This window comes from Janthinobacterium sp. HH106 (assembly GCF_001758725.1).
GTDB lineage: Bacteria > Pseudomonadota > Gammaproteobacteria > Burkholderiales > Burkholderiaceae_D > Janthinobacterium.
The window spans coordinates 190,511-205,710 of sequence record NZ_LRIC01000030.1 but is presented as its reverse complement, the minus strand read 5'-3'; the positions used below and the strand labels follow the sequence as shown (position 1 = coordinate 205,710).

Below are 15,200 nucleotides of genomic sequence, written 5' to 3'. Positions count from 1 at the left end.
TAAGCAAGATGTGCCCCAACGGCGAAAGGCCGGGGTCGGCCCCTGAGGGTCCGACCCCAGTCCTTGCCGTTGGGTTATACAAGGCGCGCAGACTTGCGCGACTGATTACTTCTTCAACGTAATCGTATCCTTGCCCTGCGGCACGGTGGTTTCGCCCACCGTCCACGTTTGCAACAGGCTGTACAGCACCGCCAGCAGGGTCGGCCCGATGAAAATGCCGACGAAGCCGAAGGCCAGCACGCCGCCCAGCACGCCGAGCAACACCAGCAAGAACGGCAGGCTGCTGCCGCGGCTGATCAGCATGGGTTTGACCACATTATCAACGCCGCTGATCAGCAGCGCCCCCCACACCAGCATGAAAATGGCCCAGCCCGTCTGGCCGTCTGAAAACAGCCAGATGGCGGCACCGCCCCAGATCAGAGGCGGACCGACGGGGATCAGCGAAAAAATGAAGGTGGCAACGCCCAGCAGCGCGACGGCCGGCACGCCGGCGATCAGGAAACCCACCACGGCCACCAGCGCTTGCGCCAGCGCCGTGCCCAGCAAGCCGTACATGACGCCGCGCACGGTGCGGCTGATGGTCAGGCCCACGCCGGGTGCACTGTCGCCGATGATGCGGCCGGCGCCCGTCATCAAGGCACGGCTCAGCTGCTGGCCGTCGCGGTAGAGGAAAAAGCTGACGAACACGGCCAGGCTGGTCTGCGCCAGGCCCGTGCCCAGCAGGATGCCGCCGGAAGCGAGGAAGTGGCGCGCCGGCTCCAGCATCGTCTTGCCCAGATTCAGTAATTCCTCGCGGTCGGCGAGCAGGCGCTCTACGTAGCCGGCAATGGTTTCGCCCACCACGGGAATGCTGGCCAGCCAGGCCGGCGGATGCAGGCCGCCCGCTTCCAGCGCGGCGCGGATCTGCTCGTAGATGCGCGACACATTGTCGGCCAGGTTGTAGGTGACGAGGGCCAGCGGCAGCACGATGACCAGGAGCAATGACAAGGTCATGATGGCGGCCGCCCAGTTGCGCCGGCCTTTCAGGCGGTCGAGCAGGAGGAGATACAGGGGCCAGCTGGAAATGCCCACGCAAGCGGCAAACAGCATGGCGGCCAGGAAGGGCCGCAAGACGAAAAAGCAGCCGATCAACAAGAAGATGATGGCTGCCAGGCGGGCGTGCGGCTCGAAACGTTTATCCATGTACTGCATATCCTGAAGATGGCGCCCGGGGGCGCGACCGGATCAGGATAGCAGAAGTTTAAGATCGTGCGCGATGGCGGCAGGCTTTTCGCCGTGGCGCACGAACAGGCGGATCTTGCCTTCGCGGTCGAAGACATAGGTGCCGGCCGTGTGGTCGACCGTGTAGCTGCTGTCCGTTTCGCCTTCGACCTTGGCGTAATACACCTTGAATTCCTTGGCCACCTTGGCCGTCTGTTCCAGGCTGCCATAGAGTCCCACGAAGCGCTTGTCGAAGGCCGGCACGTATTGCGCCAGCAATTGCTGCGTGTCGCGCTCGGGGTCGACGGTAACGAACAGCACCTGCACCTGGTCCGCCTGCGGACCCATTTCCTTCATCACCTGCGCCATGTCGGCCATGGTCGTGGGGCAGACGTCCGGGCATTGCGTGTAGCCGAAGAACATCAGCACCAGCTTGCCCTTGTAGTCGGCCAGGGTGCGCGGCTGGCCCGTGTGGTCCGTCAGCGCGAATTCGCGTGCATAGCCCAGGCCCGTCACGTCCGTGTTCTTGAATGCCAGCTTCGGTGCGGCAGGCTTGCCGCAGCCGGCGAGGACGACGGCCAGCGCGGCCGCCAGCAACAGAGTCAGGTATTTTTTCATGTGCCGAGGGGAATGTAGTGATCGACCAGCAAGGCCGCGAACAGCAATGCCAGGTAGATGATGGAAAAAGTAAACGCTTTGCGCGCGATCAAGTCCGTGTAGTGGCGGTACATCTTCCAGGCGTAATACAGGAAGCCGGCATTGAGCAGCACGGCCGAGGCCAGGTAGATCAGACCGCTCATGCGCACGGCGTACGGCAGCAAGGTGGTGGCGGCCAGCGCGATCGAGTACAGCCACACGTGGAATTGCGTGAATTGCATGCCGTGCGTGACGGGCAGCATGGGCAGGCCCGAGCGCGCGTAATCGTCGCGCCGGTACATGGCCAGCGCCCAGAAGTGCGGCGGCGTCCACACGAAAATGATCAGGACCAGCAGCCACGCCTGCATGGGCACGTCGTTGGCGACGGCTGCCCAGCCCAGCGCGGGCGGCATGGCGCCGGACAGGCCGCCGATGACGATGTTTTGCGGCGTGGCGGGTTTGAGCACCATGGTATAGATCAAGGCATAGCCAACAAAGGTGACAAAGGTCAGCCACATGGTCAGCGGATTGACGAGGTGATACAAAATCGCCATGCCCAGGCCGCCGATCACGAGCGCGAACACCACCGTCTGTTTCACCGTGATGTCGCCCATGGCCATCGGACGGCGCGCCGTGCGGGCCATGCGCGCATCGATCTCGCGCTCGGCCAGGCAATTGACGGCAAACGCGGCGCCGGCCAGCAGCCAGATGCCGATGGTGCCGAACACCACCGCATGCCAGTCCGGCAACTCCTCGCTGGCCAGGAACATGCCGATGACGGCGCAAAATACGGCCAGCTGCGTGACGCGGGGCTTGGTCAGCGCCCAGTACTGGGCGATGCGGGGGGATGGTTTACGGCTGATGGTCTGAGTAGTCATTTATGCGGTACGGGAAGGACTGGCTGGTGCCGAGGGCACTGGCGCGGCGGCGCAAGCGCGCTGAACATTGCGCGCTACATCGAGTTGGAATTTAGCCTTGTAGTTTAACATGGTCAGCAACAACACGAGCAGCGCCGCCCCGCCGTTATGCAGCACGGCAATCGACAATGGCCAGCTCAGGTAGATGGTCGCCAGGCCCGTGGCCGCCTGCAGGGCCAGCACCAGCGCCACCCAGCGGGCCGTGCCGCGCAAGGATGGCAATTTCCACGCGCGCCACACGGTATAGCCGATGCCGGCCAGCACGATGAAGGCGAAGTTGCGGTGCACCCAGTGGATGGCCGTCAGCGCGGAAAACGGCAAATAGTGGCCGGCGGCCGTCTTGCCCAGTTCGCGCCACAGGTGGAAACCATGCTCGAAATCCATCTCCGGAATGACCTTGCCGCCGCACAGGGGGAAATCCGTGCAGGCCAGCGTGGCGTAGTTGGTGCTCACCCAGCCACCGAGCGCGATCTGCACCGTCAAGAGCACGAGCGACATGACAGCCAGCGCGCGCACGGGGCGCAGCACGGCAGCGTCCGCATCGGCGCGCAGCAGGGGTTTGACGGCATGATCCTGGCGCCCGCCCAGCCACGTCAGCATGGCCAGCAAGCCCATGCCCAGCAGCAAGTGGATGGTGACGATCACCGGTTGCAGCTTCAAGGTGACGGTCCAGGCGCCGAACGCGCCTTGCAGGCAGACGAACAGGAACAGCGCCGTCGGCAGCGCGGGGGCGAATTCCTCGCGCTTGCTCTTTCTCCACTGGCGCCACGCCTGCACCATCATCGCCACGATCAAGACGCCGATGGCCATGGCCAGGTAGCGGTGCGTCATTTCGATCCACGCTTTCACTACCGTCACGGGGCCCGTCGGCATCAGGGTTTCCGCCGCGACGATGTGTTCGTGCGCGAGGAAAGGATTGGCGGAACCATAACAGCCTGGCCAATCGGGACAGCCCAGGCCAGAATCGGACAGCCGCGTAAAACCGCCGAACATGATCAGGTCGACCGTCAGGAAGACGGCGATCCACACGAGCTTGCGGTATTTATTGGCGTCCGCGGACACCCAGACCATGGTCAACGGCAGCAGCGCCACCAGCAGACCCGTCAAGCCCAGCTGGGCCAGCGCGGAGAGATGCATCGTCGGCATGCAGACTCCTCAACCGATCGCCGAAGCTTTGAGCAGCTTGGCGATGTCTTTCTTGATCTTGTTCGGGTCCGCGTCTTTCGGGAAGCGCATCATCAGGTTGCCCAGCGGATCGATCAAATATAAGTGGTCGCTGGTCTTGCCGCCCGGCTCCACGGGCAGCCACGCCTTTAAGGCGTCATTATTCACGCGCAGCATGCTGGTGCCGTCGAATTCGCGCATCACGAGCGTGTCGAGCGGCTGGCCATCCGTCACCAGCCAGACCCGTTCCAGGCGTTCGCGCTCCTTGCCTTGCATCAAACGCAGTTGTTGCATGTCAAACAATTGCTTCTTGCACGCTTCCTGGCAATCGGACGGGCCCGTCTGCAGCAGCACCCACTTGCCCTTGAACTGGGCCAGCGGCGCGGGCTTGCCGTCCAGTTCCGTCACCTGCAGCTGGGCTTCCGGTATCGGATGCAAGCGGGGGTCGATCAGGGCGCCGTAATTGTTGCGGCCCGTGGGCTTGATGATGTAATACGTGAAATAGGAGGCGATGATGGGAAAGGCGCACACGGCCACCACGGCCAGCAGTTTCCACCGTCCCGTATTCTGTGCCTGCTTGTTGCTGTTGTCTTGCGTTGCTTCAGGGCTGTTTGTTTGCACGTCGAAATCCTGTAAAGACAAAAAATAAAAAAGCCATCAGTGCCAGTGCATACCACTGGAAAGCATAGCCGCGGTGCTTGTCGGCGCCCAGGTCGGGCGCCGGCCAGTCGCGCACGGGAAGCTGGCCGGATGCTGGCGGATCACCTGGGTCGACTGTTTGTTCGAGGATAAAGGGCTGCAGGGCCAGGCCGCTGGCCCGGGCCAGCTGGCCGATATCGGCATTTTGCACGATGGCGTGCGGCGCCAGGGCCGGCGCCGTGCCCAGTTCCATCACATGGCCCGCGTTCAGGCGCGCGATGCCGGTGATCGTCACCGTACCCGTGGGCGTGGCGTAGTCGGGAATGCGCGTACGCTCGGCATTGTTGCGCGGCAACCAGCCCTGCGCCACCAGTACGTGCATGGCGGAACCGTCTATTTGAAATGGCGTGAGCACGTGGAAACCGGCCTGGCCCTTGTAGGGGCGGTTGTCCAGGTAGACCGTCCAGGCGGGCACGAAATGGCCCGTGACGGTAACGCGGCGGTATTCGATCGCTTGCGCATCGTCCGGCAGCAGCGGTGCGGCCGTCAAGGCCAGCGGCGCCGCCTGGTTGCCCGCCTCGAGCCGGGCGGCGCGGGCGACTTTTTCATCGGCACGGCGCTGCTGCCATTGCGCCAGCGACACGCCCAACGCCACCAGTAGCAGCATTACAACAAATGGAATCCATCTAAAATGGAAGCGGATACGCATTACAATGAAACCTCCTCAAGCCTGGCGCTACCATCCATGAAAATCCTCGTTGCCATCGCCTTCATCCTGATCCTGGGCAGCCTGGGCTCGGCCCTGTTCTTCCTCATGCGCGACAAGGGCAAGAGCAACCGCACCGTGCAGGCGCTGGCCCTGCGCGTGGGCTTGTCGATCACCCTGTTTTTGCTGATCCTGCTGGCGCATCATCTGGGTTACATCCAGCCGACGGGAATACATTAACGGCTGGGGTCAGACCCGACGGGTCTGACCCCGTTGCCAACGACGTTGCTTGCTTAGCAAAATTCTTCACACTAAGAAAAAAGCCGTACCCAGGATGTCCCGGTACGGCTTTTTTTTATGGTGCCGGCGCGCCCCTCAACAACGCGCGCCCTGCCCCGCCATTATAACCAATACACGACCACGTACAGGCCCAGCCAGACGACGTCGACAAAGTGCCAGTACCAGGCGGCGCCTTCGAAGCCGAAGTGGTGCTCGGGCGTGAAGTGGCCTTTCAGCACGCGGTACAGGATGACGGACAGCATGATGGCGCCCAGGGTCACGTGGAAGCCGTGGAAGCCCGTCAGCATGAAGAAGGTGGCGCCGTAGATGCCGGACGTCAATTTCAAGTTCAGTTCGCTGTAGGCGTGCATGTATTCGTAGACCTGGAAGCCCATGAAGATGGCGCCCAGCACGATGGTGGCGAACAGGAACAGGGCCGTCATGGCGCGGTGGCCGGCGCGCAGCGCGTGGTGGGAAATCGTCAGGGTGACGCCCGACGTCAGCAGCAGGGCCGTATTAATGGTCGGAATCCAGAACGGCGTCATGGTGGTGAATTCCTGCACCGTGCCGGCCGGGCCCGTGTTGCCCCAGTGGGCGGCGAAATCGGGCCAGATCACCTTGTGGTCGAGGTCGGCCAGCCATGGCATCGAGATGCTGCGCGCGTAGAACAGGGCGCCGAAGAAGGCGGCGAAGAACATGACTTCCGAAAAGATGAACCAGCTCATGCTCCAGCGGAAGGAGTGGTCGATGCGCTCGCTGTACAAGCCCTGCTCCGATTCGCTGATGGCGTCGCCGAACCAGAAATACAGCACCAGCAGGATGCCGGCGATGCCCAGGTAATTCACGTACGGGCCCCAGGAGACGTCGTTGACCCAGGCCGAGGCGCCGATCATGGTCAGCAGCAGGCTGGCGCCGCCCAGCATGGGCCAGCGCGACGGGCCGGGCACGAAATAATAAGGTACGGCGGCGTGGTTGGAACTCATCATCATCTCCTCAAAAACTTATAGGGTGGTTTTTTATAATTTATAAAACGACGAATTTAACAATTGAAATCAGGATGCCGATCAGGCAAGCCACCACCAGGAAACCGGCGATGACGATGTGCACGGGATTGAGCTTGGCCGAATCCGTGTCGAAATCGCTCTTGCGGCGCAGTCCCGTGAACGACCAGACGACGGCCCGCAGCGAATACAGGAACGACGCTTTTTCCGGCTGCTTGGATTCGCCCATGGCACTCTCCTATTGGACGGCCGGCGTCTGAGCCTGGCTCAGACCGGCAATCTCGAAAAACGTGTACGACAGGGTGATGGTCTTCACCTCTTTCGGCAGGGCCGGATCGAGGAAGAACACCACCGGCATCTGCCGCGCTTCGTGGGCCTTCAAGGTCTGCTGCTTGAAGCAGAAGCACTCGACCTTCTTGAAATGCGGCGTGGCGCTCTGCGGCGCGTAGCTGGGGATGGCTTGCGCGTTGACGACGCGGTTTTGCGTGTTGACCACTTCATACAGGACGGTCACCAGCTCGCCCGGATGCACCTGCATGCTCGAGACGGTCGGGCGGAAGCGCCATGGCCCTTGCGCATTGCCGTCGAACTCGACGGTGATGCTGCGCGTCGTATCGACCTGCGTATTGTTGTCGTAAGCCACCGTGCCATCTTTTTGCGTCAGCACGTTAATGCCCATCACTTCGCAAATCTGCTTGTAGACGGGAATCAGGGCATAGCCAAAGCCGAACATCAGCACGGCAATGACGAGCAGCTTGCCCAGCATCTTGCGGTTCAGGCCGCGCGTTTCCTGTTGGTGGGGCGTCGTCACGTCAGAGCCACATGCGCTTGACGAACACGGACAGGAAGAAGAAGGCCGCCAGGGCGGCCAAGATCAGCCCGGTACGCAGGTTGTTCGGTTTCTTGCGCTCAGTTTTCACTTCGGTCATGGCAGGCACTTTATTCAAGACGGGCCGCGCAACACGCCGGCCCGTGACACTGACATTATTTGACGGTGGGCGGCGTTTCAAACGTGTGGAACGGCGCCGGGCTCGGCACGGTCCATTCCAGGCCTTCCGCGCCTTCCCAAGGTTTCGCTGGCGCAGCCTTGCCGCCGCGGATGGTCGGCAAGACGACGAAGAACAGGAAGTACACCTGCATCAGGCCGAAACCGAAGCCGCCGATCGAGGCGATCATATTAAAATCCGTGAACTGCGCCGGATAGTCGGCGTAGCGGCGCGGCATGCCGGCCAGGCCCAGGAAGTGCATCGGGAAGAAGGTCACGTTGAACGTGATCAGGGACAGCCAGAAGTGGATCTTGCCGCGCGTCTCGTTGTACATATGGCCCGTCCATTTCGGCGACCAGTAGTAGAAACCGGCGAACAGGGCGAACAGCGAACCGGCCACCAGCACGTAGTGGAAGTGCGCCACCACATAATAGGTATCCTGCAGCTGGATGTCGATCGGCGTGACGGCCAGGATCAGGCCCGTGAAGCCGCCCATGGTAAACACGAAGATGAAGCCCACCGAGAACAGCATCGGCGTTTCGAACGTCATCGAGCCCTTCCACATCGTGGCGATCCAGTTGAACACTTTCACGCCCGTCGGCACGGCGATCAGCATGGTCGCGTACATGAAGAACAGCTGGCTCGTCACCGGCATGCCGGTGGTAAACATGTGGTGCGCCCAGACGATGAAGGACAGGATCGCGATCGACGCCGTGGCGTAGACCATCGAGGCATAGCCGAACAGCGGCTTGCGGGCAAACGCGGGCAGGATCTGCGAGACGATGCCGAAGGCCGGCAGAATCATGATGTAGACCTCGGGATGGCCGAAGAACCAGAAGATGTGCTGGTACATGACGGGGTCGCCGCCGCCTGCCGCATTAAAGAACGAGGTGCCGAAATGGCGATCCGTCAGGGTCATGGTAATCGCGCCAGCCAGCACGGGCATGACGGCGATCAACAGATACGCGGTAATGAGCCAGGTCCAGCAGAACATCGGCATTTTCATCAGGGTCATGCCGGGGGCGCGCATGTTCAGGATGGTGACGATGATGTTGATCGAACCCATGATGGACGAGGCGCCCATCAGATGCATGGCAAAAATCGCCATGTCCATGCCGGGGCCCATCTGCGTCGACAGCGGCGCATACAGGGTCCAGCCGGCAGCCGTGGCGCCGCCCGGTACGAGGAAGGACGTGGCCAGCAGCAGCGCGGCCGGCGGCAGCAGCCAGAACGAGAAGTTGTTCATGCGGGCAAACGCCATGTCGGACGCGCCCACTTGCAGCGGGATCATCCAGTTGGCGTAGCCGACGAAGGCCGGCATGATGGCGCCAAACACCATCACCAGGCCGTGCATGGTGGTCAGTTGATTAAAAAATTCCGGGTGAAAGAATTGCAAGCCTGGATGAAACAGTTCCGTACGGATCATCAGGGCCAGCACGCCGCCCGACAGCAGCATGATGAACGAGAACCACAGGTACAACGTACCGATATCCTTGTGGTTGGTGGCAAACAGCCAGCGGCGGTAGCCGGTCGGGTGGTCGTGGGCATGGTCGTGATCGTGACCGGCGTGGTCCAAGGTGCTCGTGCTCGTACTCATATGCGGCTCCTAATTACTTGCGTGCAGCCACGACTTCGGCTGGTTGAACGATGTTCTCTGCGGCCTTGTTCGACCAGGAATTGCGCGTGTAAGTGATCACTGCGGCAATTTCCGTGTCGGACAGCTGTTTCCATGCCGGCATTTCAGCGGGATACTTGCCGCTCTTTTGCCCGTTCAGCAAGACGTGGATCTGATCGGCTTTCGGGCCGTTCACCACGGCCGAGCCGTCCAGCGGCGCAAATGCCCCCGGTACGCCCTTGCCGGTCGCCTGGTGGCAGACCACGCAGTTGGCCGTATACACTTTCTCGCCCTTGACCTTCAATTCGTCGATGGTCCACACCTTGCTTGGATCATCAGCCAATGCGGCCATTTCCTTTTGTTTTACATCAACCCAGGCCTTGTAGTCGTCGGCGGAGACGACCTTGACGACGATGGGCATGAACGCATGTTCCTTGCCGCACAGCTCGGCACAATTGCCGCGGAAGGTGCCGATATGGTCGGCCTTGAACCAGGTGTCGCGCACAAAGCCTGGAATCGCATCCTGCTTGACGCCAAAGGCGGGCACGGACCAGGCGTGGATGACGTCGTTGGCCGTCAGCACCACGCGGATCTTCTTGTTGACCGGCACGACGACTTCGTTGTCGACTTCGATCAGGTAATTTTCGCCCCGTTTTTCCGTCGGCGGCGCGCCCGGCGCACCCACTTGCGAGCGCGGCGTGGCCAGGTTGGAGAGGAAGGAAATGCCTTCGCCCTCGCCTTTCAGGTAGTCATAGCCCCATTTCCACTGCATGCCGGTGGCCTTGATGGTGATGTCGGCGTTCGAGGTATCCTTCATGCCGACCACGGTGCGCGTGGCAGGCAGGGCCATGCCGATGACGATCAGGAAAGGCACGACGGTCCAGGCGATCTCGACGGTGGTGCTTTCGTGGAAGGTGGCCGGCTTGTGGCCCAGGGACTTGCGGTGCTTGAAGATGGAATAGAACATGACGCCGAACACGGCCACGAAGATCACCAGGCAGATGATCATCATCAGGGTGTGCAAATCGTAGATTTCATGGGCGATCTGTGTCGCCGGCGGTTGCAGATTCATTTCGAACGGCACGGGACCGCCGGTGCCGGGATAGGTGCTGGCAGCCGGTGCCGCCGTGGCCCATCGCCCGATGCCAAACGCTGTCAAAGACAGCCCGAGCAGCAACGATTGAAGTCGCTTTGCATGTGTCATGTTTTCCCCAACCACCCAAAAATAATGATATTTTAAACGGCTGCGGATTTCTCCGTACTGGACCGCTGCCGCTCCTCCATGAAAGCAACACGGCCGGAATGCGGCCATGTGCGTCAAGCACCAGCGAATTCCATGCTGGCTGCCGCAGCAAAAAACGGCGGCGCGCAACCATGCTGGAACCCTGTTTTTCTTCCCCACATCGAAATGGCCTCGTGTGGAAGATGGTTACTATACTAATGCAGTAACTTCGAATAAGTCTCGCTTTGTTTTTTTTATTTTGTATGCAGCCCTTGTTTTTTTCAATTAGCAAGCTGACAAACAATCAACGATTATAATCAAGTAAACTTGAATCCATCAAGCAATAATCGGCTTTGTGCGCGCCCTTCTCACGGCCGCCGCGTGCTTTGCAACGCCAAGTTGCCACATCGCGCGCGAATGCGACCAAGTGTCGGTTTCTTTGCCCTTTTATTTAGGCTTGCGCGGCAGATCGAAGCGGATGATCGCTTCGCCATTGCGCGTCACGCGCGGCGCGGGACGGAAGGCGTGACCATAGATCACCTCGAAACTCAAGCCCAGCTTGCCGTCGGGACGGCGCGTCTTTTCCAGCGCGGCCAGCATGCGCTGCCAGGCCGCCTTGCCCATCAGGCCGCGCCGGCGCGTAGTGAGCGGGTTGCCGCCAAAGGCGCGCACGTCCGCCAGCAGTTTTTCCGCCGTATCGTAGGTGACGGTGATGATCTCCATGTCCAGCACGGGCGTGGAAAAGCCCGTCTCGACCAGCATGTCGCCAAAATCGTGCATGTCGACGAAGGGCAAGGCGTGCGGATATAAATCCGCCTCGGCAAAGGCGTCGCGCACTTCGCGGAAGGTATCGGGGCCGAAGCAGGAAAACATCAGCAAGCCATCGAGGCGCAGCGCGCGCCGCCATTCGGCAAACACGCGGTCGGGCTGGGCATGCCAGTGCAGCGCCAGATTCGACCACACGAGGTCGATGCTGCCCTGCGCCAGCGGCAGGTCGCCCAGGTCGCCGCACAACAAATCCACGCCTGTCTTGGCCGGCAGCAACTTGCTGAGGAACTGATTCAGGCTGGCCAGTTTCGACGCGGGCGCGCGCGCCGCCTGCATCATCGCTTGCGCTGCATCGAGACCGATAATCTGCGCGGCGGGATAATCCTTGTGCAATTGCGCCAGGTCCGCGCCTGGGCCGCAGCCGGCGTCAAGCACGCGATGCGGCGTGATTTTCACCAGCTCCAGGCGCTCGTGCATGCGTGCCGACACTTCGCGGCGCAGGAAGTCCGACGGCGCGACGCGCGCCGGACGGGAAAAGAAATCGCGTACTTGCACCGCATCGATGGGCGCACTCATTTTGGGCGGACTGGTGGGAACTGGCATGTTGAATCGGGTGAGGTGAGATAATGTCGGCAGTGTACATGGAACGACGCCATCGCGATGCGGACCGCCACCCGGCAACGCCTTGATGCCGCCTGGCAGGCGCTGCGACTGTGGCTGGGCGACACCGTGCTGCCGGCGCAATGCGCGCTGTGCGGCATCGGCTGCCCGCAAGTGCTGTGTTCGCCCTGCCGCGCGCAATACCTGGGGCAAGGACGCGGGCAACTGCGCCACCGCTGCCGCCAGTGCGCCAATCCGCTCGCTGACATTGAGGTGGCTCAACTGTGCGGGCGCTGTTTGCGCCAGCGGCCCGCATATGACGCCACCGTCACGGCGTTCGACTATGCGGCGCCCGTCGACCAGTTGCTGCTGCAGCTGAAATTCGGCGCGCGCCTGGCGCTGGCGCCCCTGTTCGCAGAACTGCTGCATGTTTCCATTCAGCAACAACAAGGATGGGAAGCGCCGCATCTGCTGTGCCCTGTGCCGCTGGGCCCGGCCCGGCTGGCCGAGCGGGGGTTTAACCAGGCGCTGGAAATCGCGCGGCCGCTGGCGCGCCTGCTGGGCGTACCGTTGCAGCCCCGGCTGGCGCTGCGCGTGCGCGAGACGCGGGCGCAAAGCGGCGTGGCGCCGCAGGAACGGCAAGCCAACCTGGCGCACGCGTTCACCATCGCGCCGGACCATGCGGCGTTATTGCCAGGATGCCATGTCGGCATCGTCGACGACGTGATGAGCAGCGGCCATACCGTCAACGCGCTGGCGGCCGCCTGCAAGCGCGCGGGGGCGGCCAGGGTCAGCATATTGGTGGTGGCGCGCACGCCGCCGCATTAAAGTCGCTGTATATATGAGAGATAGACCAAGGAGAGCATTTTGTTTCACGTTGTTTTGGTAGAACCTGAAATCCCGCCCAATACGGGCAACGTCATCCGCCTGTGCGCGAACACGGGCGCGCAGCTGCATCTGGTCGAACCGCTGGGCTTTCCCCTCGACGACGCCAAGATGAAGCGCGCCGGCCTCGATTACCACGATTACGCGAAGATGAAGGTGCACAAGAATTGGGCAGCCTTCCTGGCCGATACCCAGCCCGACCCCGCCCGCATGTTCGCCATGACGACGCGCGGCTCGCGCCCGTTCGGCGACGTGGCCTTCCTGCCGGGCGACGTGTTCGTGTTCGGTTCCGAAACAAAGGGCCTGGACCCGGCCCTGCGCGACGGCTTTCCGGCGGAACAACGCATCCGCCTGCCCATGCGGCCGGACAACCGCAGTTTGAATTTATCGAATACGGTGGCCGTCGTTGTCTACGAGGCCTGGCGCCAACACGGCTACCAGGGCGGCGCGTAGGTCGGATTAGGCCCAAGGGGCCGTAATCCGACAACATTGTTGGCGTTAGTGGTGTTGTCGGATTACGCGGGGCTTTACCCCGCTAATCCGACCTACGCATTTGCATACGGCGATCAGCGCAGCGCCAGCTGCGCCGCGCCGCTATTGTCGTCCAGCATCACCAGCTGCGTGCGCAAGTCGCGCGTGGCGGCCAGCTTGCCGTTCACGTACAGATTCGTCTTGACGCCATACACGCCCTGCGACACGCCGGCCGGCAAGGTCAGCTCGAACGAGTTCTCGAAGCGCCCGCCCGATTTGTTGTTGCTGGCCAGGGCCTTCGAGCCGGACTTGAATGGCTGGCCTTGCGGGTCGAGCACCACCAGTTCTTCGCGCACGTCGTTGACGCTTTGCGCGCTGCCGTTGACCAGCTCCACCACGGAGTTGACCTTGAACGGCTGGCCGCGCTTGACGGTCGACGCGCTCAGCTGCGGCGTGTACGACACCACTTGCGGCTCGCGCGGCAAGGCGCCGCGCGTACGGATGTAGTCGCGGTCCGCCTGCGCCGCCGTCTTGGTCTGGCGTGAATTGACATTGATGGCCAGGCAACCGGCCGCCGCCAGGCCGCCGCCGATGGCCGCGCCCTTCAGCGCGCCATTCTTGCCGCCCGCCAGCGCCCCCAGCAGCGCGCCCACGGCCGCACCGGCCGCCGCCGACGTGCCCACGCTGCACGGATCCTCATCCGTGGCCGCCTGGGCGCCGCCTTGCGGATAGGAACTGTCCTGGCGCACGCCGTTCGGGCTCATAGTCGCCGTGGCGCAGCCGGTCAGCATGGCCGCGATGGTCAGCGCAGCGACGGCGCGCAAGGTGGTGTGATTCAGCATGGTGACTCCCGGATGACTAATTGATCGTTGTTTCCGTCTGCAGCACTTGCCGTTCGCGCTCGCGGATGCGGCGCGACAGATTGTCGATGCGCGCATTGCCCGGATCGACGCGGCGCGCGCTTTCCACATACGTCTTGGCCGCATCGAACTTACCTTCCAGCAATGAACGCTCGGCATCGCGCAGGAATGATTGCGCCATTTCGTTACGCATGGCCGCGCCGCTATCGACGGGCGACGTTTCCAGCGGACGGCGTTCGGTCACCACTGGACGTTCGACCGCGCGCGCGGGCGCCGGTTCCTGCTGTGCCGGCATTGCTGCCGGCGCCGGTGACGGGGCAGAAACGGGCGCCGCCATCGACAGCGCCTGCACGTCGGCCTTCAGCTGCGGCAATTCCACCGCTTCGCGGTCGATCGCTTCCAGCCTGGCGATGCCATTGCGGGCCGCCGTCGCATCCTTGCCATCGAGCGCCTGGCGCACGCCGACCAGCACGGACGCGGCTGCCGCCTGCTGGCGCGCCAGCTGCTTGCGCAAGGAATCCACGCTGGCAGCGCCCGCGCAATCGATGTCGAGCCCGGCAATGCCCCTGGCGGCGCTTTGCAATTGATGGCCGTCAATATTGCGCTCGATGGCGCGCACGCCGCGCTGGCAACTGCCCGATGCGGCACCGGCCTTGCCGATCGCCGCCTGCAGATCGTCGGCCTTGGCGCTGGACTTGCCCGTACACACATTTTTCGCCGTCGCCAACTTCTGGCGGGCTCCGTCCAGGCTGCCATTCGCCACCAGCTTCAAGCCACTGTCGATGGCGTCATTGCAGGCCGATTCACTCTTGCCGCCCGGCTTGCCATTCATGTAGACGATGACGGCCGCCAGCGCGACGGCGCCGCCCAGCCAGCGCAGCCACTTGCGCGGCGGCGGCGGGACTGCCGTTGCAGGCGCCGATGGCGGCACCGGCACCGGCACGGGCTTCGGCGCGGCTGGCGGCGGCACCGGCACCGGCGCCGGAGACGGCTTGGGCGCCGCTTTCGGCGCAGGCGCCGGTGTCACCGGCAGAGGCGGCGGCTTGGGCGCCACAGGCGGCGATACTGGCACAGGCGGCACAGGCGCTGGGACAGGCGCTTGCACAGGCAGCGGCGGCGGCACGGCCGCGGCTGGCTTGGCTACGCCAGCCTGCGCCTGCCCGCAGTACGGGCAATGGCTGACAACGGTCCACAGGCCCGTCTTGCATTTGTTACAGATATCCAAAACTAATCCTTCATTCCAACGTCATT

The 15,200-nt window shown here is 62.7% G+C and carries 18 protein-coding genes; 3 read left to right on the top strand and 15 right to left on the bottom strand.

The window, feature by feature from the left end; translation table 11 throughout:
• Positions 1–105: 105 nt before the first annotated feature.
• The 6 genes from JAB8_RS13945 to JAB8_RS13920 are packed head-to-tail and all read right to left on the bottom strand — an operon-like array spanning position 106 to position 5,265.
• On the bottom strand, positions 106–1,182 hold the full coding sequence (locus tag JAB8_RS13945; protein ID WP_070290108.1) for an AI-2E family transporter: 1,077 nt from the start codon (positions 1,180–1,182) through the stop codon (positions 106–108).
• 42 nt (positions 1,183–1,224) lie between these two features.
• The gene (locus tag JAB8_RS13940) at positions 1,225–1,818 is read right to left on the bottom strand and encodes an SCO family protein (protein ID WP_070290107.1); all 594 of its coding nucleotides are present in this window, start codon (positions 1,816–1,818) and stop codon (positions 1,225–1,227) included.
• The gene (gene cyoE, locus JAB8_RS13935) at positions 1,815–2,714 is read right to left on the bottom strand and encodes a heme o synthase (protein ID WP_070290106.1); all 900 of its coding nucleotides are present in this window, start codon (positions 2,712–2,714) and stop codon (positions 1,815–1,817) included. Before cyoE ends, JAB8_RS13940 begins: the two co-directional genes overlap by 4 nt.
• The gene (locus JAB8_RS13930) at positions 2,715–3,890 is read right to left on the bottom strand and encodes a COX15/CtaA family protein (RefSeq protein ID WP_070290255.1); all 1,176 of its coding nucleotides are present in this window, start codon (positions 3,888–3,890) and stop codon (positions 2,715–2,717) included. It abuts the gene before it with no gap.
• 18 nt (positions 3,891–3,908) lie between these two features.
• Positions 3,909–4,538, bottom strand: a complete 630-nt coding sequence (locus JAB8_RS13925; protein WP_070290105.1) for a cytochrome C oxidase subunit I — start codon at positions 4,536–4,538, stop codon at positions 3,909–3,911.
• Positions 4,519–5,265: an SURF1 family protein gene (locus tag JAB8_RS13920; protein ID WP_070290104.1), complete on the bottom strand. Its 747-nt coding sequence runs from the start codon at positions 5,263–5,265 to the stop codon at positions 4,519–4,521. The genes JAB8_RS13925 and JAB8_RS13920 overlap by 20 nt, the downstream gene beginning before the upstream one ends.
• A 36-nt stretch (positions 5,266–5,301) precedes the next feature.
• On the opposite strand from JAB8_RS13920, the gene JAB8_RS13915 reads away from it, so the two are divergent.
• Complete coding sequence (locus JAB8_RS13915) at positions 5,302–5,502, top strand: twin transmembrane helix small protein (RefSeq protein ID WP_046683386.1); 201 nt, start codon at positions 5,302–5,304, stop codon at positions 5,500–5,502.
• A 161-nt stretch (positions 5,503–5,663) separates the two neighbouring features.
• Here the strand turns inward: JAB8_RS13915 and JAB8_RS13910 are convergent, their stop codons facing one another.
• The 7 genes from JAB8_RS13910 to JAB8_RS13885 form a co-directional block, all read right to left on the bottom strand.
• Positions 5,664–6,524: a cytochrome c oxidase subunit 3 gene (locus JAB8_RS13910; protein ID WP_070222559.1), complete on the bottom strand. Its 861-nt coding sequence runs from the start codon at positions 6,522–6,524 to the stop codon at positions 5,664–5,666.
• 40 nt (positions 6,525–6,564) lie between these two features.
• Entirely contained in the window at positions 6,565–6,771 is a 207-nt protein-coding gene (locus JAB8_RS13905; RefSeq protein WP_034749002.1) for a DUF2970 domain-containing protein, read from the bottom strand.
• A 9-nt stretch (positions 6,772–6,780) separates the two neighbouring features.
• Positions 6,781–7,353 carry a cytochrome c oxidase assembly protein gene (locus JAB8_RS13900; RefSeq protein ID WP_071650232.1) on the bottom strand — a complete coding sequence of 191 codons (573 nt, stop codon included), beginning with the start codon at positions 7,351–7,353 and terminating at the stop codon, positions 6,781–6,783.
• 1 nt (position 7,354) lies between these two features.
• Positions 7,355–7,471, bottom strand: coding sequence for a cytochrome oxidase small assembly protein (locus JAB8_RS29710; protein ID WP_217494223.1), 117 nt, complete (start codon positions 7,469–7,471; stop codon positions 7,355–7,357).
• 55 nt (positions 7,472–7,526) lie between these two features.
• Positions 7,527–9,125, bottom strand: coding sequence for a cytochrome c oxidase subunit I (ctaD, locus tag JAB8_RS13895; RefSeq protein WP_034749009.1), 1,599 nt, complete (start codon positions 9,123–9,125; stop codon positions 7,527–7,529).
• A gap of 13 nt (positions 9,126–9,138) precedes the next feature.
• Complete coding sequence (coxB, locus tag JAB8_RS13890; protein WP_070222560.1) at positions 9,139–10,347, bottom strand: cytochrome c oxidase subunit II; 1,209 nt, start codon at positions 10,345–10,347, stop codon at positions 9,139–9,141.
• Positions 10,348–10,812: 465 nt separating this feature from the next.
• Positions 10,813–11,736 (bottom strand): methyltransferase domain-containing protein, encoded by a 924-nt coding sequence (locus JAB8_RS13885; protein WP_227742101.1) that lies wholly within the window; start codon positions 11,734–11,736, stop codon positions 10,813–10,815.
• Between the two features lie 57 nt (positions 11,737–11,793).
• Between JAB8_RS13885 and JAB8_RS13880 the strand changes: the two genes are divergently transcribed.
• The gene (locus tag JAB8_RS13880) at positions 11,794–12,561 is read left to right on the top strand and encodes a ComF family protein (protein WP_070290102.1); all 768 of its coding nucleotides are present in this window, start codon (positions 11,794–11,796) and stop codon (positions 12,559–12,561) included.
• 39 nt (positions 12,562–12,600) lie between these two features.
• On the top strand, positions 12,601–13,071 hold the full coding sequence (trmL, locus tag JAB8_RS13875) for a tRNA (uridine(34)/cytosine(34)/5-carboxymethylaminomethyluridine(34)-2'-O)-methyltransferase TrmL (protein WP_034784868.1): 471 nt from the start codon (positions 12,601–12,603) through the stop codon (positions 13,069–13,071).
• A gap of 113 nt (positions 13,072–13,184) precedes the next feature.
• On the opposite strand, the gene JAB8_RS13870 is transcribed toward trmL, so the two are convergent.
• Both JAB8_RS13870 and JAB8_RS13865 read right to left on the bottom strand, forming a co-directional pair.
• Positions 13,185–13,931 carry a hypothetical protein gene (locus tag JAB8_RS13870; protein WP_070290099.1) on the bottom strand — a complete coding sequence of 249 codons (747 nt, stop codon included), beginning with the start codon at positions 13,929–13,931 and terminating at the stop codon, positions 13,185–13,187.
• A gap of 16 nt (positions 13,932–13,947) precedes the next feature.
• Positions 13,948–15,174, bottom strand: coding sequence for a hypothetical protein (locus JAB8_RS13865; protein ID WP_070290097.1), 1,227 nt, complete (start codon positions 15,172–15,174; stop codon positions 13,948–13,950).
• Positions 15,175–15,200: the final 26 nt, after the last annotated feature.

Coding starts and splice junctions, on each gene's coding strand:
- cyoE (WP_070290106.1), bottom strand. CDS start 2,714: ATGACTACTCAGACCATCAGCCGTAAACCATCCCCCCGCATCGCCCAG.
- JAB8_RS13945 (WP_070290108.1), bottom strand. CDS start 1,182: ATGGATAAACGTTTCGAGCCGCACGCCCGCCTGGCAGCCATCATCTTC.
- JAB8_RS13920 (WP_070290104.1), bottom strand. CDS start 5,265: ATGCGTATCCGCTTCCATTTTAGATGGATTCCATTTGTTGTAATGCTG.
- JAB8_RS13930 (WP_070290255.1), bottom strand. CDS start 3,890: ATGCATCTCTCCGCGCTGGCCCAGCTGGGCTTGACGGGTCTGCTGGTG.
- JAB8_RS13905 (WP_034749002.1), bottom strand. CDS start 6,771: ATGGGCGAATCCAAGCAGCCGGAAAAAGCGTCGTTCCTGTATTCGCTG.
- JAB8_RS29710 (WP_217494223.1), bottom strand. CDS start 7,471: ATGACCGAAGTGAAAACTGAGCGCAAGAAACCGAACAACCTGCGTACC.
- JAB8_RS13910 (WP_070222559.1), bottom strand. CDS start 6,524: ATGAGTTCCAACCACGCCGCCGTACCTTATTATTTCGTGCCCGGCCCG.
- JAB8_RS13870 (WP_070290099.1), bottom strand. CDS start 13,931: ATGCTGAATCACACCACCTTGCGCGCCGTCGCTGCGCTGACCATCGCG.
- JAB8_RS13885 (WP_227742101.1), bottom strand. CDS start 11,736: ATGCCAGTTCCCACCAGTCCGCCCAAAATGAGTGCGCCCATCGATGCG.
- JAB8_RS13940 (WP_070290107.1), bottom strand. CDS start 1,818: ATGAAAAAATACCTGACTCTGTTGCTGGCGGCCGCGCTGGCCGTCGTC.
- JAB8_RS13880 (WP_070290102.1), top strand. CDS start 11,794: ATGCGGACCGCCACCCGGCAACGCCTTGATGCCGCCTGGCAGGCGCTG.
- coxB (WP_070222560.1), bottom strand. CDS start 10,347: ATGACACATGCAAAGCGACTTCAATCGTTGCTGCTCGGGCTGTCTTTG.
- JAB8_RS13915 (WP_046683386.1), top strand. CDS start 5,302: ATGAAAATCCTCGTTGCCATCGCCTTCATCCTGATCCTGGGCAGCCTG.
- ctaD (WP_034749009.1), bottom strand. CDS start 9,125: ATGAGTACGAGCACGAGCACCTTGGACCACGCCGGTCACGATCACGAC.